The sequence below is a fragment of the Paenibacillus sp. FSL R5-0407 genome (genome assembly GCF_038009185.1).
Lineage (GTDB): Bacteria > Bacillota > Bacilli > Paenibacillales > Paenibacillaceae > Fontibacillus > Fontibacillus vini.
On the sequence record NZ_JBBPAX010000001.1, the window covers coordinates 3970750 to 3995000 of the forward strand.

Annotated in this window: 19 protein-coding genes and 1 other RNA gene (1 of these 20 running past the window's edge); 17 read left to right on the forward strand and 3 right to left on the reverse strand. The window is 51.5% G+C overall.

The features are described from left to right. Positions 1 to 259: 259 nt before the first annotated feature. Positions 260 to 2317: a transglycosylase domain-containing protein gene (locus NYE70_RS18790; RefSeq protein ID WP_213656511.1), complete on the reverse strand. Its 2058-nt coding sequence runs from the start codon at positions 2315 to 2317 to the stop codon at positions 260 to 262. Positions 2318 to 2717: 400 nt separating this feature from the next. Between NYE70_RS18790 and NYE70_RS18795 the strand changes: the two genes are divergently transcribed. From NYE70_RS18795 to argS, 6 genes are all read left to right on the forward strand, one after another. After that, positions 2718 to 3758, forward strand: a complete 1041-nt coding sequence (locus tag NYE70_RS18795; protein ID WP_341047634.1) for an NAD(P)/FAD-dependent oxidoreductase — start codon at positions 2718 to 2720, stop codon at positions 3756 to 3758. 184 nt (positions 3759 to 3942) lie between these two features. Next, positions 3943 to 4770, forward strand: a complete 828-nt coding sequence (gene speE, locus NYE70_RS18800) for a polyamine aminopropyltransferase (RefSeq protein WP_211024709.1) — start codon at positions 3943 to 3945, stop codon at positions 4768 to 4770. Between the two features lie 15 nt (positions 4771 to 4785). Continuing rightward, positions 4786 to 5655: an agmatinase gene (speB, locus tag NYE70_RS18805; RefSeq protein ID WP_211024711.1), complete on the forward strand. Its 870-nt coding sequence runs from the start codon at positions 4786 to 4788 to the stop codon at positions 5653 to 5655. Positions 5656 to 5809: 154 nt separating this feature from the next. Further along, the gene (locus tag NYE70_RS18810; protein ID WP_341047379.1) at positions 5810 to 6982 is read left to right on the forward strand and encodes a sialidase family protein; all 1173 of its coding nucleotides are present in this window, start codon (positions 5810 to 5812) and stop codon (positions 6980 to 6982) included. A gap of 370 nt (positions 6983 to 7352) precedes the next feature. Continuing rightward, the gene (locus tag NYE70_RS18815) at positions 7353 to 7772 is read left to right on the forward strand and encodes a DUF1934 domain-containing protein (protein WP_341047381.1); all 420 of its coding nucleotides are present in this window, start codon (positions 7353 to 7355) and stop codon (positions 7770 to 7772) included. Positions 7773 to 7775: 3 nt separating this feature from the next. Then, positions 7776 to 9455 (forward strand): arginine--tRNA ligase, encoded by a 1680-nt coding sequence (argS, locus tag NYE70_RS18820; protein ID WP_341047383.1) that lies wholly within the window; start codon positions 7776 to 7778, stop codon positions 9453 to 9455. A gap of 55 nt (positions 9456 to 9510) precedes the next feature. Here argS and NYE70_RS18825 read toward each other — a convergent pair whose 3' ends face one another. Then, positions 9511 to 10677, reverse strand: coding sequence for a S8 family peptidase (locus tag NYE70_RS18825; RefSeq protein WP_211024720.1), 1167 nt, complete (start codon positions 10675 to 10677; stop codon positions 9511 to 9513). Positions 10678 to 11111: 434 nt separating this feature from the next. Between NYE70_RS18825 and rpoE the strand changes: the two genes are divergently transcribed. The 8 genes from rpoE to rpmE all read left to right on the forward strand — a co-directional run bounded on the left by rpoE (position 11112) and on the right by rpmE (position 19690). Next, positions 11112 to 11672, forward strand: a complete 561-nt coding sequence (rpoE, locus tag NYE70_RS18830) for a DNA-directed RNA polymerase subunit delta (protein WP_211024722.1) — start codon at positions 11112 to 11114, stop codon at positions 11670 to 11672. A gap of 252 nt (positions 11673 to 11924) precedes the next feature. Further along, positions 11925 to 13526 carry a CTP synthase gene (locus NYE70_RS18835; protein ID WP_341047386.1) on the forward strand — a complete coding sequence of 534 codons (1602 nt, stop codon included), beginning with the start codon at positions 11925 to 11927 and terminating at the stop codon, positions 13524 to 13526. 161 nt (positions 13527 to 13687) lie between these two features. Then, a complete protein-coding gene (locus NYE70_RS18840) occupies positions 13688 to 14065 on the forward strand; it encodes a response regulator (RefSeq protein WP_280520402.1) in 378 nt (125 codons plus the stop codon). A gap of 218 nt (positions 14066 to 14283) precedes the next feature. Beyond that, entirely contained in the window at positions 14284 to 15138 is an 855-nt protein-coding gene (gene fba, locus NYE70_RS18845; RefSeq protein WP_211024728.1) for a class II fructose-1,6-bisphosphate aldolase, read from the forward strand. A 176-nt stretch (positions 15139 to 15314) separates the two neighbouring features. Then, entirely contained in the window at positions 15315 to 16568 is a 1254-nt protein-coding gene (locus NYE70_RS18850; protein ID WP_211024730.1) for a UDP-N-acetylglucosamine 1-carboxyvinyltransferase, read from the forward strand. A 142-nt stretch (positions 16569 to 16710) separates the two neighbouring features. Then, positions 16711 to 18066 carry a transcription termination factor Rho gene (gene rho, locus NYE70_RS18855; RefSeq protein WP_211024732.1) on the forward strand — a complete coding sequence of 452 codons (1356 nt, stop codon included), beginning with the start codon at positions 16711 to 16713 and terminating at the stop codon, positions 18064 to 18066. A 29-nt stretch (positions 18067 to 18095) separates the two neighbouring features. Continuing rightward, on the forward strand, positions 18096 to 19364 hold the full coding sequence (locus NYE70_RS18860; RefSeq protein ID WP_341047391.1) for a radical SAM protein: 1269 nt from the start codon (positions 18096 to 18098) through the stop codon (positions 19362 to 19364). Between the two features lie 128 nt (positions 19365 to 19492). Next, entirely contained in the window at positions 19493 to 19690 is a 198-nt protein-coding gene (gene rpmE, locus NYE70_RS18865; RefSeq protein WP_211024737.1) for a 50S ribosomal protein L31, read from the forward strand. A gap of 71 nt (positions 19691 to 19761) precedes the next feature. Here rpmE and NYE70_RS18870 read toward each other — a convergent pair whose 3' ends face one another. Next, positions 19762 to 21021, reverse strand: a complete 1260-nt coding sequence (locus tag NYE70_RS18870) for a stalk domain-containing protein (protein WP_247681995.1) — start codon at positions 21019 to 21021, stop codon at positions 19762 to 19764. 146 nt (positions 21022 to 21167) lie between these two features. On the opposite strand from NYE70_RS18870, the gene NYE70_RS18875 reads away from it, so the two are divergent. From NYE70_RS18875 to dnaX, 3 genes are all read left to right on the forward strand, one after another. After that, entirely contained in the window at positions 21168 to 22334 is a 1167-nt protein-coding gene (locus NYE70_RS18875; protein WP_341047393.1) for a hypothetical protein, read from the forward strand. Between the two features lie 76 nt (positions 22335 to 22410). Then, positions 22411 to 22678, forward strand: an RNA gene (gene ffs, locus NYE70_RS18880) — signal recognition particle sRNA large type. Between the two features lie 221 nt (positions 22679 to 22899). Next, positions 22900 to 24251 carry the 5' portion of a DNA polymerase III subunit gamma/tau gene (gene dnaX / locus NYE70_RS18885; RefSeq protein ID WP_341047635.1) on the forward strand. 415 nt of this gene lie beyond the right edge of the window, so the window shows 1352 of its 1767 coding nt (coding positions 1–1352); it begins with the start codon at positions 22900 to 22902; the stop codon falls past the right edge of the window.

The following is a 24251-nucleotide window of genomic DNA, read 5'->3' on the forward strand; positions in this document are numbered from 1 at the left end:
GCGCTTATTGACGAAGAAATGGCCGCAAAACAGATCTAACGAACTCCAGCGGCGCTATTAGGTGGATTTAGCAAAAGAATTCTGCTAAATCCGCGAATTAAGGCTACTGGGGTTCGTTAGAATCTCAAGCCGCTGTAATTTGGCCAAATAAGGTTCGCTGAGTTCGTTAGAAACTGCACCGCACGCGATCCCGGCGTGCGGTGCTCGGTCATTCATACGGTAACGGTCAACCCCGTTTCATGATAAGCCCCTTACTTTATCACTCCATCCACCAACGCTTCAGATCGCTCCACCAGGAATGGCTCTCCGGCTTCTCTTCTACCGGCAGCGGCTCGGCCGGCTGTTCGCCGTGTGCCGTACAGAACTCGGTCGGTTCCGTGCCCTGCACGAACACCTCCAGCTTCTTGTCCGGGCAATCGGCCGTGGCCAGCTTGCCGGTGGCGGAGTCGATGTACACGCTCACCACGCCGCTTGGCATCGGAAAAATTTTCGGCGGCACCTTTTCCAGTGCTTTCTCCATAAAATTGGCGAAAATCGGTGCCGCTTTACGCGACTCGGCCGTGCCAAGCGTCTTGCCCTTGTCGTAACCGACCCAAACGGCCGTCGACAGCTCCGGCGTAAACCCGACCAGCCACGCATCCGTGCTGGTCGTTCCGGTCTTGCCGGCCACCGGCCGTTTGATCTCGGCCGATACCCGGTTGCCGGTGCCGCCGATTTCGAACACGCTCTCCATGAGCTGTGTCAGCACATAGGCGGCGGCCGGCTCGATCACTTGCTCCTGCTCCTTCGCTTGCGGAGCTTTATAGAGCGTATGCCCTTCCTCGTCCGTAATTTTAAGCACGGCGATGGGCGTGACCTTTTGCCCTTGATTGCTGATCACGGAAAATACGGTAGCCATTTCGAAAGGACTGACCGGAGAAGTTCCCAGCGCCAAAGAAGGGACGGCCTCCATGGGGCTCGTGATTCCCATTTTTTTGCCCAGCTCGATGACCTGGTCCGCTCCCACTGTCAGAATCGTGTTCACCGCATAAATATTGTCCGACGCCGCAATCGCCTTGCGCATATCGATTTCGCCAAGGTATTTGTCCCCATAGTTTTTGGGACTGTAGGTTTTGCGGTTATCGTCATAGTGGAACAGCGTAGGCTGGCTGTTGAATGTGCTGACGGGCGTCATTTTTTTCGAGGCCAGGGCTGTAAGATACATGATCGGCTTGAAGCTGGAGCCAGGCTGCCGGGTTGTTGCGAATACGTGGTTATACTGGCTCGTTCCGTAATTCACTCCGCCCACAAGAGCTTTGACATACCCGTTCCTTGGATCAATGGAGACGAGAGCCGCCTCCAGATCCGGACTGTTTTGTAGCTCCGAGGCAACAGCCGCCTCCGCCGCCCGCTGGGCATCCATATCCAGCGTCGTGTAGATGCGAAGTCCGCCATGCTCCAGCAGACTCTCTTCAAAACCCAGATCATGCACCACAATATTCCGGATATAGTCCCGGAAATAAGGAGCCGCGTCGGTACGGGTCCGCTGTTGCGGAGAGTTGAAGGACAGCAAACGATTATAAGCTTCATCGGCCTGCTTCTGAGTAATCGACCCCGTCTGGACCATGGCCGACAGGACGATTTTTTGACGGTCCTTGGCGTTCTTCATATGGTTGTAGGGAGAATAATAGGTGGGACCTTTCGGAATGCCGGCCAGGATGGCACTCTCAGCTAAGCCCAGCTCCTTTGCCGGTTTGCCGAAATACATTTGCGAGGCTGCCTCAATACCATACGCTCCCCGTCCGTAGTAAATTTCATTAAGATACATATTCAAAATTTCATCTTTGCTATATTTCATTTCCAACTGTGTCGTGAGTTTGGCCTCTTTAAGCTTGCGCGACCACGTGCGTTCGTGCGAAAGATAGAGATTCCGCGCCAACTGTTGACTCAGGGTGCTGGCCCCTTGTACCTTATCCATCTCCTTCAAATTGACGAACATCGCTCTTAACATTCCTTTGATATCGAAGCCGAAGTGATCGTAAAATTTCCGGTCCTCCACCGCCAAAGTCGCTTTGATCAGCCAAGGGGATATTTCATTTAACCCCACAGGCTGCCGGTTGCGCTCGCTGCTGGAAAATACAGTAACGGCCTGCCCTTTAAGATCAATAAGCTGCGAATTTTTAGCCGAATCCGCCGGAGGAAGACCAGATTGCGATAAATACAACAGGGTAAAACCAAAAAGCGCCGCACCAAACAGGCTTGTGTACAACGTATATTTCAACAGCCTCAGAAGACGGCTGCGCCGCGGTTTGCGCTGGCTGCGGACAAGTTTATGCATAAGGGTCCTCCTCGTTTTAATCCTGGCTTGGATGAATAAAGGAAAATGCCGGATATGTCGTAAAAACTCGCAGCATGCTTAACGCTGGATAATTCTAGTATGGGACAGATTATTAAGGTTATTCATGAAGGGTAGCAGGACGATAGGGCGATATTTAGTTGACGATGATAATCATTATCAATTAGAATGTTAATTAATTACTATATGGCGTTTTTTAGGAGGGGTAGGTCGCCGAGCAGGGAATCGCCGAGGAAGGGACTCATTATGAGCTTATGGAAGCCGGAGGAGCCAACAGCCGCCTGCACCGTGCCCAATTCGGGATGGCCGAGCTAGTCTCCTGATGACAGGAGAAGCAGCGATGGACGTAACTAGGAGCAAATTTGCACTGGAGGAATATAAGATGTCGAGACCTTTGGATCTATATGACGTGACTATCATTGGGGGAGGACCCGCGGGAATGTATTCCGCTTTTTACAGCGGGATGCGGGACCTCAAGACGAAGCTGATCGATGCGAACCCGGAGCTGGGCGGACGCATGCTGATCTATCCCGAGAAAATGATCTGGGACGTAGGCGGCGTAACGCCGACACTTTGCGGGACGCTGATCAAGCAATTGGTACAGCAAGCAAAAACCTTCGATCCGACGATCGTGCTGGGCGAGCAGGTGAGCCGGCTTCAGAAGCAGGAGGACGGCACGTTTATCCTGACTACGGAATCGGGCCAGCGGCATTGGACGCGCACGGTGATCATGGCGATCGGATACGGGATCCGGAAAATGGCCAAGCTCGAAATTGAAGGAGCCGACCGATATGAAGTGACGAATCTTCATTATACGGTGCAGGAACTGGAGGTATTCCGCGGGAAGAAGGTGCTCATTTCCGGCGGAGGAGATTCAGCGGTGGATTGGGCCAACGAGCTGGAGAGCATCGCGGCCCGGGTCACGATCGTTCACCGCCGCGAGGAGTTCGGCGGACATGATCGGAACGTAGCCCGGATGCGGGCTTCTTCCGTGGATGTGCGGACTTCTTGCCTCGTCGATAAACTGCACAGTCAGGACGGCGAAACGATCGGGCAAGTCACGATCTCTCACGTCGACGGGAACTTCGAGGACACGATCGATGTGGATGCCGTTATCGTCAATCACGGAATGCGCAGCGACTTCGGCCCGATTCGGGAATGGGGGCTGAACATGGGCGAGTGGACGGCGGAGGTCTCGGGGACAATGGCGACCAACATTCCGGGAGTGTTTGCGGCCGGCGATTTCGTCGACTATGAGACCAAGGTCCGGCTGATTGCCGGGTCCTTTACGGATGCGGCCTTAGCCGTGAACAGCGCCAAGCTGTACATGGAGCCGGATGCCGATAAGGTAGCCTACGTTTCCTCCCACAACAGCCGATTTAAAGAGAAGAATCGCGCTTTGGGCGTGGTGGAGGATGCATAATTGGGTATAGAAACGGTGAAGCTTCCGATAATAGGGAGCCAGCCGTTTTTTATTGCGTAAATTAGCGGGAACATTTGGCGGCAAATCACTCGCACAGCGAACACCAACTGTGTTATTATCAATTTTGTTTGGTATGGGTGAACGATGATTCAAACACTATTCTGGCGGAAAGAAGGGTTGTACGATGGAATTGTGGTATACGGAGAAGCAAACACCCGTCTTCGGCATCACAGCAAAGATTCGTGAGACATTAGTGACGGAGAAGACGGATTTTCAAGACCTGGCGATGATCGATACCGAAGAATTCGGGCGGATGCTCGTGCTCGACGGTATGGTGATGACGACGGTTAAGGACGAGTTTGTTTATCATGAGATGGTGGCCCATCCGGCGCTGTTTACCCATCCGAATCCTAAGCACGTGCTTGTCGTAGGCGGCGGCGATGGCGGGGTGATCCGCGAAGTGATCAAGCATCCCCAGGTGGAAAAGGCCGTTCTCGTTGAAATTGACGGAAAAGTAATCGAATATTCGAAAAAATACTTACCGGAAATCGCCGGCGAACTGGATAACCCCCGGGTTGAGGTTCAGGTGAACGACGGATATATGCATATTATCGAAAGCAAGAACAAATACGACGTGATCATGGTCGACTCGACCGAACCGGTGGGCCCGGCGGCTCCGCTGTTTGAACGCGGATTTTACCAGGGCATCCACGAAGCGTTGAAGGAAGACGGCATTTTCGTTGCGCAAACGGACAATCCTTGGTTCAAGGCCGACCTGATTCAAAAGGTCAACAAGGATGTCAAAGAAATCTTCCCGATCGTCCGCGTATATGGTGCCAACATCCCTACTTACCCTAGCGGTTTGTGGACGTTCACCATGGGCAGCAAAAAGTATGATCCGCTCGAGGTCGACGAGACGAAGATCCCAGATCTCGATACGAAATACTATACGCCACGTTTGCATAAAGCAGCCTTCGTGCTGCCGAAATTCGTGGAAGATCTTGTGAAATAGAGGGAGAGAAAAAGAATGAAACTGGATCAAGCTTATTCAGGCAACGTATTTATTTGTAGTTCCGAGGACTATGCGTCCTCCAAAGCGGTAATCTACGGGATGCCGATGGATTTCACGGTCAGCTACCGTCCGGGTTCCCGGTTCGGTCCGGCCCGTATTCGTCAAGCCTCGGTAGGACTGGAAGAATACAGCCCTTATCTGGACAAGAGCATTCTGGATGCCACTTATTTTGATGCAGGCGATCTCCTGCTGCCGTTCGGCAACGCCGGGCGCAGCCTGGAAGTGATCGGCGAGTATGTCCGCGGTTTGCTGGCCGACGATAAATTCCCGATCGGTCTCGGCGGCGAGCATCTTGTTACTTGGCCGGTTATTCAGGCGATGTATGAGAAGTACCCGGATCTGGCTCTGATCCATATCGACGCGCACGCCGACTTGCGCGAACATTACGAGGGCGAGCCGCTGTCCCACTCGACGCCGGTACGTAAAGCGGCCGAATTGATGGGAGGCAAGAACATCTACCAATTCGGCATCCGTTCGGGCTCCAAAGAAGAGTTCCTATACGGACGCGAAAATATCAACTTCTATCCGTTCGATGTGGCTGCTCCGCTGAAGAGCGCGCTGCCGAAGCTCGGACACCGTCCGGTCTACGTGACGATCGACATCGACGTGCTCGACCCGTCCTGCGCTCCCGGCACAGGAACGGCGGAAGCCGGCGGCATTACCTCGAAGGAATTGCTTGAGGCCGTGCATCTGATCGCGGGCTCCGATGTGAACGTTGTCGGCTGCGATCTCGTGGAGGTCGCTCCGATCTATGATCCGACCGAGCAAACGCAAATCGTGGCGGCGAAGCTGATCCGCGAAATGCTGCTTGGATTTGTGAAGTAATCGAAGCTTCGGAACGATTTCGAAATATAAACTTGAGCACCACCTCCCGTAAGCCTAATTAGCGGGGGGCGGTGCTTTTTCATTTTCTCCGGAACACGGGTTGTCCCATTTTTCGCCGAAACGGGTAATAGTAAGGTAACGGAGGTGTCGAAGTATGAACAAACAACAAGTCCGGTTTTGGCTTCTTCCGGTGCTATGTATTGGCTTGATCCTGGGCATAGGGAATATCCCAGGTTTATCGCCGACAAAAGCGACTGCAGCAGGGGAAGGGAAGTGCGGGCAGGGTGATCACGGATTACTGCAAAACCTGAAGCGGCAAAGAGCGGGTGCCGATCAGGATCCACTGAAGTTCAGCGACATTGATTTTTTGAGTACATCGACAGGGCGTGCAGCCGGGAACGGTTTTTTGATCGGGACGTCGGACAGCGGCTGCCATTGGCAGGAGATTTATACGGGGCAGTGGCAGTTTGAGCAGATCGATTTTCCGGACAATGTGAAGGGCTGGGCTTTGGCCCGGGCGGGGAAATCACAGAATCTCAACTTGATACGTACCAAAGACGGGGGCTCGAAGTGGGCTAACGTTTATACTGCAGGGCAATCCTTGCAACGAATCGATGTTCATAATGCCGAGACTGTAGTCGGGTATACAAGAAACGCGGTCTATGTGACCAAAAATGGCGGAAACGCTTGGGCCCGGATTCCGACGCCCGCTAATACACGGGCTGCGCTGTTTCCTGCGGATGGAGGCCTTAAGCGGGGATGGGCCATGACGGTGAAGCCCGGCGGAGGAATCCAACTGATGAAGACCGTGGACGGCGGACGCCATTGGCGTGAGTCGCTAGCCGTCTCGGGAGGCATCGGCGGTGAAATTTATAGCAGCGGAGAACAGGTATGGGTGCTTGTGCGCGGGGAATCCGGCATGTCCCAGGTTTCCTATTCCCTTTATGCCAGCGCGGATAACGGGAAGAACTGGGTGCGCGTCATCGCGCAAAGCACCGCCGGTGGCGGACCGGCACCCGGTTCGGGGAAAGCCGTAGCGGAGCGGGGACCGGCGAATCCCGGCGGACATCCCGGGAATCTGGTCATCGCGGACGGCGCTGTCTACCTGGCCGGGGGTTCCCCGGCAGCGGGCAAGGTCGGATTGGGACGCTCTTTTAACGGAGGCAAAACCTGGAGCAACGTCCCGGCAACGCTTGCCGGATTTGAAGCGAAAATTGCTTTTCCGGCAAAGAAGACCGGCTGGCTCGTCGTCACCAATCCGGATGATGCGGCGATCTATTTTACCAAAGACGGCGGGGTTAGCTGGAATATCAAGTTTGATTTATAGAGGTTGTTCAAAAAGTCACCTTTTGATCACGAAGCATTTCAGGATCCTTAACCGACATCGAATCTTGAATTCAGGCGGGCCTTCCGGTGCTCACGTAGGTTTTGCCTACGCTCCGCTCCTCAGTCCCGCCTTCATCCAACCTTCTCGGTGCTAAAAAGTCGACTTTTTGAACACGTATTTAAACGGCAAGTAACGTGAAACATTCATATATAAGTATCAACGCAAAGCACATGGAGAGAGCCCGGTTTCTGACCGGGTTTCTTTTTTCTCTTAACTGGAGCGAAACCTTACCTGTATTGAATTGAAACATTGAACTGGATATAGTAGTACAATAGGAAACAATGTAATATATAGATTGGGGATTTGGGACATGCCGGATCAGAGCAGAGCCAAAATAGTGATCACTAGCCGCCAGAACGGAGAAGAAACTTTTCAGGAAGTGACGGGAGAGGTTTTTGTCCGGGGGGATACGGCCTACATTAAATATGAAGAACCCGAGCAAGGACCGACCGGGGGAACGACGCGAACGATGGTCAAAATCTCCGGTGGCGAGCTGAAAATCATGCGTCACGGCGAAGTGGAGTCGGAGCAGACGTTTCAGGTCGGGCGCAAGCTGCCCGGATTTTACCGTTCTCCGTTTACGAAGTTCAACCTGTCCACGCACACGCGAACGCTGGAGACGCGGCTTAACGGAGCCTTTGGCCATATCGCTTGGGAATACGATTTATTTGTGCATGAAGAATTGTCGGGACATTTCGCCATTAGTTTACATATACGGGAGGAAGTTTAAATCATGAGTCAAAATCCATTGGAACAAATCAACCAGGCCCTGAAGGATGCCGTCATTGAAGCGATTGTCGGCGCCGGGCTGGCGCAGCGCGAAGAAATACCGGCTATCGTGCTGGAAGTGCCGAAAGACAAGGCGCACGGCGACTTCGCTACGAACGCGGCGATGCAGTTGTCCCGAATCGCGAAGAAAAACCCGCGCCAAATCGCGGAGGAAATCCTCAGTCATCTGGATAACGCCAAAGCTGGCATCGAGAAAGCCGAAATCGCGGGACCGGGCTTTATCAACTTTACGCTCGGCAAAAGCTATCTCTACCCGGTAGTGGAGCAGGTGTACGCGCAGGGAGAGAATTACGGCCGCATTGGTGTAGGTAACGGGCAGAAGGTTGAAGTCGAATTCGTCAGCGCCAACCCGACGGGCAGCCTGCACTTAGGACATGCCCGCGGCGCCGCTGTCGGTGATGCGCTTTGCAACGTGCTTGATTTTGCCGGTTATGAAGTTACCCGGGAGTACTATATTAATGATGCGGGCAATCAGGTGGCCAACCTGAGCAAATCGATCGAGGCCCGTTACTTGCAAGAGCTGGGCCAGGATGCGGAGATGCCGGAGGACGGCTACCACGGCGAGGATATTAAAGGCTTTGCCAAGGAGCTCGTTGCAGAGAAAGGCGACACGTTGCTGTCGCAGTCTCCGGAAGAGCGCGAGGCATTCCTGCGGAAATACGGATTGGAGAAGGAATTGGCGAAGATCCAGCGCGATCTCGGCCGTTTCCGCGTCGGTTTTGACATCTGGTTCAGCGAAACTTCGCTGTATGAGGACGGCCAAGTCGAGGCCTCGCTGAAGGAGTTGGGCGATAAGGGCCAGACTTATGAGCAGGAAGGTGCGACCTGGCTGCGGACGACCGAATACGGAGACGATAAGGACCGCGTTCTCGTTAAGAACGATGGAACCTATACGTATTTGACGCCGGATATTGCCTACCACCGGAATAAATACGAACGCGGCTATGACCGGATGATCAACATTTGGGGCGCCGACCATCATGGTTATATTCCCCGCGTGAAGGCGGCCATGCAGGCTCTCGGTAAGGATCCGGAGAAATTGACGGTATTGATCGCCCAGATGGTCAGCCTGTTCCAGGACGGCGAGAAGGTGAAAATGTCGAAACGGACCGGTAAAGCGGTAACGATGGTTGATTTGATGGACGAAGTCGGCGTCGACGCCATTCGTTATTTCTTTACGATGCGCAGCATGGACTCGCATCTTGATTTCGATATGGATCTGGCGATTTCGACATCCAATGAAAATCCGGTGTATTACGTGCAATATGCTCACGCCCGGATTTGCAGCATTTTCCGTCAGGCGGAAGAACAAGGCGTGGCGATTCCTTCGCCGGAGAGTGTGAACCTGCAAAAATTGACGGCGGAACACGAATACGATTTGCTGCGGAAAATGGGCGAACTGCCGGAAGAGATCGGCGTTGCAGCCGAGAACTATGCTCCGCATCGGCTCGTGCGCTATGTGTATGAAATCTCCGCTATGCTCCACAGCTATTACAGAGCGGAACGCGTTATTACGGAAGACGCGGAGCAAACCGCAGCGCGTCTCGTACTGCTGGGTGCCGTTCGCACAGTCATCGCGAACGTGCTGAAGCTGATCGGCGTGTCCGCGCCGGAACGGATGTAGTCATTAACATCACGCGTATGCAGGACCGCGAATTTATTAAAAAACCGTCAGGGAATTAGGACTTCCCTGACGGTTTTTTGCTGGCTACTACCGGTTTGCCGCGCAATAAGCGGGCGGCGTTGACCTCTCCTGCGCCGAGTTTCATCTTGGACGTCGGAGCGTATACGGGGCGGGCCGTACGGCGCAGCCACTTTTTGATCTCCCCCGGAGACAAGCCCGGGCGGTAGGCCAAGAGCAGGGCAATCGAGCCGCTGACGTGTGAAGTCGCCATAGAGGTGCCGTTCATTTCCCGGTAGCCTCCGCCTAGCCAGCAAGATTTGATCTTCTCCCCCGGCGCGTAAATATCGATGCGGGGGCCATGATTGCTGAAGGACGCAATTCGTCCGTCCCTGCCGGTAGCTCCGACCGAAATGGTATGGGCATATCTGGCCGGGTAATCGGCGCTCTTGCTTTTTTTGTCATTGCCCGAGGAGGCGACGACAACAATTCCGGCATTGTAGGCCCGGCGAACGGTGTTCTGCAAGGACTGGCTTTTGCTCTTCATGCCAAAGCTCATATTAATAATGTTCATGCGGTTCTGGACGCACCAGTCAATGCCCAGGATAATATCCGATACATAGGCGGAGCCGTTGTGATCAAACGCCTTTACGGGATAGATCAGGGAACGGGGAGCTACGCCCATCATGCTTTTGGAACCGCCCGAGGCGGCGATGGTCCCGGCGATGTGCGTGCCATGGCCGTTATCATCGAAGGGTAGACTCATCTTGTTCAAGAGATTGACGCCTCTGGCGAGCGAACTCCGGAGATCGGGGTGATTGAAATCGACGCCCGTATCAATGACTCCGATCCGGACCTGATTGCCGGTTGAGACGGACCAGGCGTCCGGAGCTCCGATTTTCCGGACCCCCCAAGGGGTTCCTGTGGAAGGCTCCTTGCTCGGCATCACGGCGGAGTGGACAGCTACCCTGACGTCCTCCTCGATGAGCAGGCCAAACCGTCCCCAGGCTCCCGCGTCTCGAAAGGACAGGGGGCAGAACAGCGCCTGAAGCAAGGAAGAGGTGCGAACCCGCCGTAAAGCCGGGTTTTGGCGTCGCCGCCCTCGCAGCTGTGCTACAAATTCGGCAAATAGCGCCGGATGCGTAAAGCGGATGATATGGCGGCCGCTTTTTCCGGAGGTGTCGATGTGATCATTTAAATACCGCAGGAAGCTGGAGTAGTCCATTAAGGGTATCCCTCCTGACGAAGCGTGTTGAAGTATAGTATGACAACACCCTGCGACAGGAATGGGAAAGGGGCCCTGCTCCTATAAAATGGGCAGCATTTGCGTACGGAGGATTTTATTAAGTTGGGCCTTCACAGACCGTGTCAAAGCTGGAATCTGGACATAGGATAAGAGGAAGGCCTTTCAGGCTTTCAATATCCTTCGAAAGGGAGCCGGGAGCTCCCGTTTGAAGTGGATACAGTCGGGAGGCGGCGGACGAGAGTCCCCGTCTCTTTTTATTTTTTCGGGGGGATCGGGGCAATGGCGACACGCTTTAGGCACAACTTAAAACTTGCTTTTTAATGGCAAATAAGGTTTACTATTTTGTGATATGGATATGTTAGTTAGGAAATCAGTCTTTATGTGAACATTGCGTGAGAGGAAGTGTCCGTTACGTGAGTACCCCGCTCAATTTGAAAATTGACCCGGAAAAAGTGAATGAGATTCCGATGGTCGACTTGGCCTTTATGATCCTGAAAGCGGCGAATACGCCGTATTATTACCGCGACCTGATGACTGAGGTGGCAAAAGTCCGCGGCATGTCCGAGGAAGAGATTAACAACGCGATTGCGCAGCTGTATACGGAAATCAATATCGATGGTCGTTTTGCTTGCGTAGGCACCAATCTATGGGGCCTTAAACGCTGGTATCCGATTGAACGCGCCGAAGATCCGGTGGGCAACTCCAAACGTCCTCGTATTATTAATGATGACGATGACGATTTGGATGACGATGATTTCGTGGAAGAAGAAGATACGTTTACGGCGGATGACGATGATGATTACGATGCCGTTGACGAAGATTCTGAAGACGACCTGTTCTCCGAGGATGAGGAAGAGGACGTTGAAGATGTAGAGGACGACTCTATCCTGGATGATGAAGAACTGGATGAGGAAGACGAGGATTCGGAAGAAGCCGAAGAAGAAGATTTTGGCGACGACGAAGACAACGACTAAATAAACCGGCCCGGGATGGATATTCACCGTTTTGCCTTTAGCCCTTTACTTGACAGAGGGGTGGGTAACGGGTAAACTATTGCATGGGCTTATGATTCAAACCTATAAATACGTTATTCATTCAAAAAGTGCCCCGACCTGTTCGGGTGTCACTTTTTTGTTTTTTTATGCCCATTTCGCTATGTTTTTCCTCGGAATGGGTTACGCTATATTGATCATGGAACCCGTACTAATTTAGGAGGTTTTTGAACTGTGGCAAAATATATTTTCGTGACAGGCGGGGTCGTATCCTCATTGGGAAAAGGGATCACGGCAGCATCGCTCGGCAGACTGCTTAAGAACAGAGGTCTAAAGGTAACGATCCAGAAATTCGACCCATACCTCAACGTGGATCCGGGGACAATGAGCCCTTACCAGCACGGGGAAGTTTTCGTTACCGACGATGGAGCGGAGACGGACCTGGATTTGGGCCACTATGAGCGGTTTATCGACATTAACCTGTCCAAGAACAGCAATGTAACGACCGGTAAAATTTATTCCTCCGTCATCGGCAAAGAACGCCGCGGGGAATATTTGGGTGGAACAGTTCAAGTCATCCCTCACATTACCAATGAAATTAAAGAGCGGGTATTCCGTGCCGGACGTGAAGCGGGTTCCGATGTAGTCATTACGGAAATCGGGGGTACCGTCGGCGATATCGAGAGTCTTCCTTTTCTTGAAGCGATTCGTCAGATCAAGAGCGATATCGGCCGCGAGAATGTGATGTACATTCACGTTACCTTGATTCCTTATATTAAGGCAGCCGGTGAAGTGAAAACTAAACCAACCCAACACAGCGTTAAAGAGCTTCGCAGCATCGGTATTCAGCCGAACGTGATCGTATGCCGGACCGAGCATGAGCTCTCGGACGATATGAAAGCGAAAATCGCGCTCTTCTGCGACATCGATCCTAATGCGGTCGTGGAATGCCGCGATGCCGATACGTTGTACGAAGTGCCTTTGAATCTGCGTGACGAAGGTCTCGATGAGATCGTCGTAAACCATTTGAAGCTGACCACACCGGCGCCGAATATGAGCGAGTGGGAAGGTCTTGTCGAACGGATCAGCAAGCTGGACAAAACCGTGGAAATCGCTATCGTCGGTAAATACGTCGCTTTGCACGATGCTTATTTGAGTGTTGTTGAATCTCTTTCCCATGCCGGGTTTGATGCGAATGCGGATGTGAAAATCCGTTGGGTCAACGCGGAGGAAGTTACGGACGAAAACGTACACGAAAAACTGCAAGGCATCGGCGGGATTCTCGTTCCGGGCGGTTTCGGAGACCGCGGTATCGAGGGCAAAATTTCGACGATCCGTTATGCGCGCGAGCAGAACATTCCGTTCTTCGGTATTTGCCTTGGTATGCAGGTAGCGGTAATTGAATATGCACGTTCCATGGCAAGTCTGGAAGGCGCCAACAGCTCGGAGATCAATCCTTCCACCGAATATCCGGTAATTGATTTGCTTCCGGAGCAAAAAGATATCGAGGATTTGGGCGGCACGATGCGTCTTGGATTGTATCCATGCAAACTTCAGCCGGGCTCCCTCGCTATGCAGTGCTATGATGATGAATTGGTATATGAAAGACACCGTCACCGGTATGAATTCAATAATGCTTATCGTGAAACGATTGAAGCGGCAGGCCTGCGCATTTCCGGTACTTCGCCGGACGGACGCCTCGTAGAAATCGTCGAACTTCCGGACCACCCTTGGTTCCTGGCCGTTCAGTTCCATCCGGAATTCACTTCCCGTCCGAACCGTCCGCAGCCACTGTTCCGGGAATTCGTAAAAGCATCGATCGCTCATTTGTCCTAAACTAGCCTTGTGATTTCTTCCATAGCCGCCGATATTTTTTATTGTATAAATTCGCACATGTTTTTTGAGTCTCTTTTTTCCAATTTAGAAGGGATTTCCAAAATGAAGGCGAATTATTACAATACATGAATTTCAAGGGTGGACTCGTAGGAGGGTTTTCTGTGGAAGAGAAGAAGGTGTTGATTGTCGATGATCAAAATGGGATACGTATTTTATTGATGGAAGTGTTCAGTAGCGAGGGGTATAAAACTTACCAGGCTGCCAACGGCAAACTGGCCTTGGAAATTGTCCGCAGCGATTCGCCTGATCTGGTGCTGCTCGATATGAAGATTCCGGGCATGGACGGGCTTGAAATCCTCAAGCATATCAAGGAGGTCAACCCGGACATCAAGGTCATTATGATGACGGCGTACGGCGAGTTGGATATGATCAAGGAAGCGACCGAACTCGGAGCATTGATGCACTTCACCAAACCTTTTGACATCGATGAAATGCGCGTAGCGGTGAACATGCAACTGAAAAGCAGTCCCGTTCTTTAGCGCCTTTAAAGGACCCCGTTTCGGGGTTCTTTTTTTTGGACAACCTCTATTATTTCAAGTTCAAAAGTCAGGGATTTCACTTCATGATCTGCTTCGTCATGGAAAGATGATCTTTTGGACAACCTCTATTAGTAATTTTGTCAAGGTGTGGTATAATAAAAACTGTGTGAATGTCGGCTAAGAAAGATAATCCAACATCCTTAGGAGGATTGAAACCCATGCCATTAGTATCTATGACAGACATGTTGAACAAAGCGCTTGAGGGGAAATACGCAGTAGGTCAATTTAACATCAACAACCTCGAGTGGACGCAAGCGATCCTTGCTGCAGCAGAAGAAGAAAAATCGCCAGTAATCCTCGGCGTATCCGAAGGCGCTGCACGCCATATGAGCGGTTTCTACACCGTTGTTAAAATGGTGGAAGGCTTGTTGCATGATATGAAAATTACCGTTCCTGTAGCTATTCACCTTGACCATGGCTCCAGCTTCGACAAATGTAAAGAAGCGATTGACGCTGGCTTTACTTCCGTTATGATCGACGGTTCCCATCATCCGATTGATGAGAACATCGAAATGACGAAGAAAGTTGTTGAATATGCTCACGCTAAAGGCGTTTCTGTTGAAGCCGAAGTTGGTACGGTTGGCGGACAAGAAGACGACGTAATCGGCGGTATCCAGTATGCCGACCTGCAAGAGTGCGTTCGCATCGTGAAAGAAACTGGTATTGATACTCTGGCCCCTGCACTTGGCTCCGTTCATGGACCTTACCATGGCGAACCAAACCTTGGGTTCAAAGAAATGGAAGAAATTTGCAATGCCGTTAATATTCCGCTCGTGCTTCATGGCGGTACAGGTATTCCGTTGCACGATATTCAAAAATCCATTTCGCTGGGTACTTCCAAAATTAACGTGAATACCGAGAACCAAATCGAATTCACCAAAGCAGTTCGCGAAGTATTGGCTGCAAAACCGGATGCTTATGATCCGCGTAAATATATCGTTCCGGGCCGTGACGCTATCAAAGCAACAGTTATCGGCAAAATCCGTGAATTTGGTTCCAATAACAAAGCGTAATTGTATTGCTGGATAATCCAGTTGAATAGGGTGATTATGGAGAGCACACCGCTTAGACGGTGTCTTTCCATTTTCATACCTAAAAGTTTGTATAAGTCTAATAACGAAGTCTATAGTCATGGAAGAGTCATTTGCCGTTTTACGGCTGCATTATACGTAGGGGGACCCTTGAGCTTATGGAGAAATTAATGATCAGCGGCGGACGGCCGCTGCGCGGCACAGTATCGATCAGCGGTGCAAAGAACAGTGCGATAGCGCTTATTCCTGCCGCAATTTTGGCTGAATCCGAAGTAGTGCTGGATAATTTGCCGCATCTGAGTGATGTCGCGGTTTATTCTGAGATTTTGGAAGAGTTGGGTGCCCGCGTATCATGGGAAGACAGTCAAATGAGAATTGATCCTTCCGATGTAAAATCGATTCCTATGCCGAACGGCCCCGTCAAGAAGCTGCGGGCTTCTTATTATATGATGGGTGCGCTGCTTGGCCGTTTTAAAGAAGCAACGATTGGATTGCCGGGAGGATGCAATTTCGAACCTCGTCCGATCGATCAGCATATTAAAGGTTTTGAAGCTTTAGGAGCTACCGTAACGAATGAACACGGGGCTATTCATTTGCATGCCAAGGAACTGCGCGGAGCCAAGATTTATCTGGATGTAAGCAGCGTAGGCGCAACTATTAACATTATGCTGGCGGCCACTAGAGCCAAAGGCCTTACAATTATCGAAAATGCGGCCAAAGAGCCTGAGATTATAGATGTAGCAACATTATTGAATTCCATGGGCGCAAGCATAAAAGGCGCCGGAACCGAAACGATTCGGATTGAAGGCGTCAACGAGTTGAAGGGCTGTCGGCATTCGATTATCCCGGACCGCATTCAAGCCGGGACTTACATGATTGCCGCCGCGGCAACGCGTGGAGACGTTATTATTGACGGCGTTATTCCAAAGCATTTGGAAGCCTTGACTGCGAAGCTGCTGGAAATGGGCGTTGGCGTGGAAGAACTCGACGAATCGATCCGTGTGATAGGCGCGGCGAAATATGAACATGTAGATGTGAAAGCTCTAGTGTATCCCGGGTTTCCAACGGACATGCAATCACCAATGACCAGTTTGTTGACCCAGGCCGAGGGCGTGAGCGTTCTCAGCGACTTTGTATACAGCAACCGGTTTAAGCATGTACCCGAGCTGGTAAGAATGGGCGCCAAAATCCGTGTCGAGGGGCGTTCGGCCATTATCGAAGGCGGACGGCTTAATGCCGCTAAGGTAAAGGCAGCGGACCTGCGTGCGGGCGCGGCGCTGATGATTGCCGGCCTGACGGTGGATGACGGCGTTACTGAAGTATCCGGCGTAGAATTGATCGACCGCGGATACGATAACCTGGTCACCAATCTTCGTGCACTCGGAGCAGACGTATGGCGTCAGGTGGAATAACTCTTTCTTTTTCGGCATAAGTTGCCTGAGAAAGGGTAATACTATCTTAATGAATTCTAGCAACTACTTCCTCATAGATTCATCCCCGAAATTGATAGGGTATTTTAATTTGAAACGATAAAATTGAATAGGTGGTTTTTACATGGATCTGCAAATTGCCGATTTGGAGGAAATGAAGCTAACCGAGCTGTACAAGCTCGCGAAGCAGCATCAGATTCCTTATTACGGCCAGTTAAAGAAAAAAGAATTAATTTTTGCCATTTTAAGAGCTCAAGCCGAACAAAGCGGATTAATGTTCATGGAGGGCGTTCTGGAGATATTGCCGGAAGGTTACGGCTTCCTGAGACCGATTAACTATTTGCCAAGTACGGAGGATATTTACATCTCCGCCTCGCAAATCCGCAAGTTTGATCTAAGAACCGGTGACTTGGTCTCCGGCAAATGCCGGACCCCTAAGGAAAATGAACGATATTTCGGCTTGCTGCAGGTCAATGCGGTGAATGGTGAGAACCCTACGATTGCTGCCGAACGCTTGCATTTCCCGGCATTGACTCCTCTATATCCGCAGGAAAAGCTCGTGCTTGAAACATCCCCAACTCATTTATCCACCCGCATTATGGATGTACTCGCCCCCGTCGGCCTAGGACAGCGCGGTTTGATCGTAGCGCCGCCAAAGGCAGGGAAAACGCTGCTGCTTAAAGAGATTGCCAATAGCATTTCCACCAATCGTCCCGATATCGAGTTATTCGTATTGTTAATAGACGAACGCCCAGAGGAAGTTACCGATATGCAGCGCTCCGTCAAAGGGGAAGTGATCGCTTCTACGTTTGACGAGCTGCCGGAGAACCATATCAAGGTAGCGGAACTCGTGCTGCAACGTGCGCTGCGTTTAGTTGAGCATAAGAAGGATGTCGTCATTCTGATGGACAGCATTACCCGGCTTGCACGTGCCTATAACCTGGTTGTTCCGCCATCCGGTCGTACGCTCAGCGGGGGGATTGACCCGGCTGCATTCCATCGGCCTAAGCGGTTTTTTGGCTCCGCCCGGAATGTGGAGGAAGGCGGCAGTTTGACAATTTTGGCAACGGCGCTCGTGGATACGGGCTCGCGGATGGACGATATTATATATGAAGAATTCAAAGGGACCGGCAACATGGAGCTTCATTTGGACCGGAAATTGGCGGAACGCCGTATTTTCCCGGCGATCGATATTCGCCGTTCGGGGACGCGTCGCGAAGAGGTCTTGTTGACGAAGGAAGAACTGGATACGATTTGGTCGATCCGCAAAAATATGAACGATTCCTACGATTTCGTGGAAGGATTCCTGAAAAAGCTGCGGGGGAGCAAGACGAACGCTGAATTCCTGGCTTCTTTTGATGCCGCAGGGAACGCCGCATCGGGTAACGGAAGCACCAGCACGGGCACCGGAACCGGCACACGCCGCCCGGCGCGGACCGTATCATCGACCTCCGGATCTGGACACGGTTCCAACGCTTAAGGGCCTGGACACATGAAAAGGAGCACACCATGTATTTAGTATATGCAGATGAACAAGGACAAGTATATGATCATCCTTCACTCTATGGGCTTGCCCGTAGTGCGGACATGATCGTTGAAATAATGGAAGACGAGCTTATACCTCTTCCTGAGGGAGCTACGCTCGTCGGTTTGCCATCCACCCGTCCGATCGGAATGGATCCCGATACCGGGGAAATGAAGCCGCTGCCCGGCAACGTACAGGCGGTAGGCGCATTACTGCCTCAGGGATTTACGCGTCTTTGCCTGCCCGGATACGTTAAGACGGACAAGGATTACAAACTCCCGCTATTCGGATATTCGGCGGTCGTCTGGAAGGACGGACAGTTCTACGTAACCGCTCGTCTGTCGGATGATCCCGAGAAGTGGAATCCGCTCAATTGCGATCAGCTCGAACTGAAGAACCAGGTAAAAACCTTGAAGGCACGGTATCCGGACAACCGGCTGTATGATCATTTATCCAATTGCGCGCTCGGTTATGAGTGTCTGACCGCCTCGAATACGTTCTTGAATCGTTGGGAAGGTGCCGTTCCGGTTTCTTATTCCTGTAATGCGGGGTGCTTTGGTTGCATCTCGGAACAGCCGGATGACAGCGGTTTTGTATCGCCGCAGACGCGGATGAATTTCCGCCCGCGCGTAGAAGAGTTGGTAGAGATCATGCTTGAGCATCTGAAGACGCCGGAATCCATCATCAGCTTCGGGCAGGGCTGCGAAGGCGAGCCTTCCACTCAAGCCAAGCTGATCATTGAATCGATCCGCGAGGTACGCCGGCAGACGGATATGGGATATATCAATATCAATACGAATGCCGGACTTAGCGACCACATCCGCGGTATCGTCGATGCGGGCCTTGATCTGATGCGGGTCAGCACGATCAGCGCGCTGGACGATCATTACAATGCTTATTACAAGCCGCGCGGTTATACATTGGCCAACGTGGAAAAATCCTTGAAGTATGCCTCCGAACAAGGCGTTTACACCTCGATCAACTATCTGATCTTCCCCGGGGTAACCGACCGGGAGGAAGAGATTGAGGCGATGGTGGAGTTTGCCCGACGGACCAAACTTCGGCTGATCCAGCTCCGTAATCTCAATATCGACCCTGAGAGCTATCTAGATCTGATTCCCAAAGCCAAGGGAGATATTCTGGGCATGAAGCAGGCGATAGAGATTTTCCAGGAAGAACTGCCGGATGTGATCATCGGCTCTTATACCCATGTCCCGCCTGCGGAATTGGCGCGGGTCAAGGTGCGTGGATAGTAAGCCTTCTACACGCCAACACCCTGAAATAGACAATTGCGCAGCAACAACACCCGTGCTATAATAAATTTATGTGTCATTATAACTCTGCGCACGCATGAGGCTCAGGGCGGAAAGAGGTGAAAGTCATGAAAGAAGCCATTCAACCCAAATATCACGTGACTACAGTTACTTGCGCTTGCGGAAATACCTTTGAAACAGGTTCCGTTAAACAAGACCTGCGCGTTGAAATTTGCTCCAACTGCCATCCTTTCTTCACAGGGAAACAGAAATTCCTGGATGCTGGTGGACGTGTGGATAAATTCAAGAAAAAATACGGCATCTAATAAAACCGTAGGCAGCCTAACCGCTGCAATAAATGCGAAATCCCCCGCTCTCAGAGCGGGGGATTTTTTTGTTACTGTTTAAATTCTATGCTTTGCTCCAAGCTCTTCCATTCGTCGTCCTTAATAATGCCTAGACGCCAGAGAGCGATGCCTTTCAAGTCATAGCGTTTTGCGAGGCCTGTCAATATGCTGACCGAGTTCGCATTTTCGTTATCCATGTTCAAACCCAGAATTAGTTTGTCTTTGTCTGTTTCTTTAAGGGCCAGACGAATGGCTTCATCTACCTTGGAGACGGGTTCCGGTTGTTTTCCGCTTTCTGAGCTATATCCAGTTCCGGTCCGGTAATCGTAGGCCATGATGACGATTTCGTCAGCAAGTTTACCCAGGGTCTTGTAATCATAGCCTTTATAGGATGAATTCAACGGGTGCAGCGCAAGGCCGAGTTTCAAGCCGGCGGCTTTAGCCTGACTAGCCAGTTCTTTGACGAAAACATTGAAGGCGGCTTGAGTATATGTTTTGTCCGTGGTTAGGCCGAGCCCTTCCAAATCGAGCATAATGCCCTCAAACTTGGTTTCTGTGGCAGCCGCCAAAATATCGGCAATCGCCTTCTTACGGAATTCCGAATTCTCAACGATTTTGGTGAGTTCGCCTTTAACATCGCTGGAATAGACCATTAAGTAAGGTGTGGTTCCAGTTGTAGACGCATCGGAGACGAGGCTTTCCGGTGTTACCTCCCCTGCATTTTCAGGCCAGCGAAAAGGCCGGGTAGTGGTGGAGAATACTCCGTTCTCGTCGATCCGGCTCCAGCCAAACGCAACGGCATCAAGATTCTGGACCCGGCTTACTTCCGAATATGACCCGAGTGCATAAAAGCCCAGCACATACATTCTCTCCTGAGGTGAAGTAATGGATACAGTCCGGGTAGTCTGGTCCCATCCCACTGTGGCGCCGAATTGTTGGCTGAAGAAGCTTAAAGGAATTAACGTGTTTCCGCCTACGGAACGGGGAGCAACGGCAAGCGGTACAGGTGTGCCATTCACTGTTGCCTGCTTGCTGCCCAAGGTTAATTGGACGTGGACGGCATCGGAGCCCTCTCCTTTGACCGCTTTGATCGTTTTAGCCGCCTGATTCCAGGTCACTTGAATTCCCAGAGCTTCCGAGATAGAGCGAAATGGAACCAGCGTGGTCCCGCTCACCACCATAGAATCTCCATTAGAAGATAGGGGGTATCCGTCGAGCAGAATTTGGACCGGGGAAGCGGCCTGAGTCGGAGACGGCTGTAAAAAGGCAATTCCTCCAGTTGCGATGGAGGCGGCCAGGATAGTTTTCATAAGGCGTAGTCGTTTCATAAGATCTCCCTTCATCTAGCAAATTCCAATATATTCTATAAATATATCAAAAAATGATAGAGACTGCATGTTTGGGACCAATGAACCGATATACGCTATAACAGATTAGAGCGAATGGAGGAGAAGTTGTGATTCTTAAGAAATGGACAATTGGGCTGATAGCGGCTGCGTTATTATTGGTTATGCCTGTTCAGGCGGCCCAAGCTCAAACTAAACTTTACAAGGAGAAAGTGTTGGAGGTGGATGACCGCGTCTACAATCATAAGCGGGGCGGGCTTGCTTTTAATGGAAGCTTTTATCTGTATTTCGACCCTTACGGCGAGCTTTATAAATCCGTAGACGGTTTGAAATGGGACTTTCAGGAAGCGTACACGATTATAAAAGGGGTCCAGTATGACGGAACCGGCGGTAATGTGCGGAAATTGATTTTTGACGGAGCCCGTTTTATTGTTCTGTACGATACATATTTTGCAGTTTCCCAGGACGGCCTTCATTGGGAACGGAGTGAAATTCCTTTTCCCAACAACAATAAGAAGGAGTACACTTTTGAGGATGTCATCTACAGCGGAGGAAACTATTATTTCCTGGCACAGGACCGGGATAAGAACGTGGACGGGTTTTATTTTCCGGGACCGAATCATATTCTGATTTCCGGAGATTTGCAATCCTTTAAACCAGCCCAATTCAAAAAGATCGAGAACAGCATTGCGGGTGAACGCCCGCTGGATTCACTGGTCACCAACGGGAAAGTCTTCCTGGCTACCGGAAACACGTCGGCTGTCTCGAAAGACGGTAAAGTGTGGACCGGAGATAAGGCTAACTTTTTGGGCGGTTATAACGGGGTTTGGGACGGCAAACAGTTCTTGTTCGCATATATGAATATGATCTTCTCCACCCAGGACGGGAGCAAAACGACGAATGTCTTTACCTTTAAAGAAGCTCAATGGAGTCCGAAAACAAAGCAGTATTCTGGAGGCCTTCCTCTGCGTTTAGAAGTGATCGGCTACAACGGGAAGGAATATCTCGCCGGCGGAAGCCATTTTGACTGGATGAGCACGGGCCGGGCCAACGAAGACACCGTGCTTATTTACTCCAAGGACGGGAAGACGTGGGAGAAGATTTATTTTCCGGGGGGCGGTACTGACTTTGATGCCATTTATCCGACTTCCTTCGGCTTTCTGCTAACAGGAAACAATGTGTGGGCGGTGAGTTCAAAGCCGTTCGAGAAAACGCCGGTAGTAAAAGAATCTGATAGCCAGGCGGCGAAGTCCCAAGAGAACGCTGCAAGTAAATAATGCAGAACCGTTTGGCTCCTCAGGCAACTTCTTCCGCGGGTTGCATTTTGGCCGGGCTTGGGCTATACTAATTTCACCGTGCTAGATGGGGAGGTAGCGGTGCCCTGTAACTCGCAATCCGCTGTAGCGAGGTTGAAGTCCTGTTAGAGGTCTTGCCGATGTGAGGTCCGGTCTTTACGGCAGACGTTGACGGACGGGTCCTCCGCAATGAGTAATTGTGAACCTGGTCAGGTCCGGAAGGAAGCAGCCATAAGCAGTCCCACTCTTGTGCCGGAGGGGAGCCTGTCCCGAGTTGCGCCGTAGAGGTGCCGCTTGGATCGCAATGATCAATAACAGGTGCACGGTATTACAATGAATAAGAACGCATCTTTGCTGTCAGGCAAAGGTGCTTTTTTATTTGTCGGCAAGTTGATGATGATTGGAATTTCCTTACAGTTTGGGAATGAAATCTCCGTAAGCCATTTCTGGCGAGTTGTTTTTGAGATATGAGTTTTTCTGGCCCGGGGAGTATAGTATAATAAGGAAACGGTGCAAACCGCTTATGGATAGAAAGAAGGTGCCGCAGATGGAGCATATCGCACTGTACCGTGCTTGGCGGCCGCAGTCGTTTCAAGACATGGTAGGACAACAGCATATCATCCGCACGCTGCAGAACGCGATCCGCGAAAACAGGCTATCGCATGCTTATCTTTTTAGCGGGCCGCGGGGAACCGGGAAGACTACGGCGGCGAAGCTGTTGGCCAAAGCGGTCAACTGTGAGAAAGGGCCGGCTCCCGAGCCGTGCAACGAATGCGATGCATGCCGCCGGATTACCGCGGGTGCCGTCATGGACGTGCTTGAAATTGACGCCGCTTCCAACCGGGGGGTCGACGAAATCCGCGATCTCCGCGAGAAAGTGAAGTATGCCCCAACGGAAGTGCGGCAGAAAGTGTATATTATCGACGAAGTTCATATGCTGACTACGGAAGCGTTCAATGCGCTGCTTAAAACGTTGGAGGAACCGCCGCCGCATGTTATGTTTATTCTGGCGACGACCGAGCCTCATCGTCTCCCGGCCACGGTCATTTCCCGGTGTCAGCGTTTCGATTTCCGTCGTGTATCTTTGGACGAGCAAACTCAGCGACTCCGGGTCATTTGTGAGCAGGAGGGAATCGCTGCCGAAGAAGAGGCTATCGAGTACATTGCGAGACTGTCCGATGGAGGCATGCGCGACGCGCTCAGCATACTGGATCAAATCTCTTCCTTCTCGGACGGCCGGGTATCCTATCAGCAAGTGTTGGATATGACGGGGGGGATTCCTTCCAAACAATTTGCGGCGCTAGCCACGACTATTCTTGAAGACGATATCGGCGGCATGCTGCAGATGATTGAAGGATTCATGCAGGAAGGTAAGAGCGCGGACAAGTGCATGGAGAACCTGCTCTATTATTTCCGGGACCTGCTGATGATCAAAATGGTGCCTGAGGCGGACAAGCTGACCGAACGGGTGCTGGATGCGCAGGACTTCAAGGATACGGCGAGACTATTTTCCCGGTCCCAATTGTTTCGGATTATCGACACGCTGAATCATTACCAAACCGAAATGAAGTATGCGGCTCAACCCCAAACCTTGTTCGAAGTAGCTCTGCTCAAGTTGTGCAGCCTGCCGAAGGAGGACGGTTCGGTACGCGAATCTGTCACACAGAGTGAGGAAAGCCCGGCCCATGCTGCAGGAGCCTCCGCTTCTGAAGTACAGCAGCTTAGAGGACAACTCGCCGAGTTGGAACGTAAGCTGGAACAGGCGCTCCAGGGTGGATTGAGCTCAGCGGGAGCGGACCGGTCGGGTAATTCCGGCGGACGTCCCGCGACTCGAAGTCAGGCACCTAGGATCTCTTCCGCAGCCAAGCTTCCTTCGGGATTGGACCGGTACGTTGCACA